General features: G+C 67.8%; 1 protein-coding gene. It reads right to left on the reverse strand.

The features are described 5' to 3' along the window. Positions 1-233: cell cycle transcriptional regulator TrcR (locus tag CVH10_RS24740; protein ID WP_146143426.1), on the reverse strand; the 233-nt coding region annotated here is incomplete at both ends.

Genomic DNA, 233 nt, shown 5'->3' on the forward strand with positions numbered 1-233 from the left:
GGCAGGCTTTGGAGCCGAACACCGACTCTGCGGTCGGTTCGGCGCTGGGGCGCTGGCGGGCCTCTGGGACGAACTCGGGCTCGGCCTCGACCTCCTCGACGGGCTGGATCGTGCCGCCGCCTTTCTTCAGGTCGTCCTTGGCCTTCTTGTCGGCGGCCTTCTTGACGATTTCGTCCAGGGCCAGCTGGCCGACCAGGCCCAGGGTGACCGGATCGACAGGCTTGATGTTGGCC

The sequence above is a fragment of the Halomonas sp. ND22Bw genome (genome assembly GCF_003011945.1).
In the GTDB taxonomy this organism is placed as follows: Bacteria; Pseudomonadota; Gammaproteobacteria; order Pseudomonadales; family Halomonadaceae; genus Halomonas; species Halomonas halophila.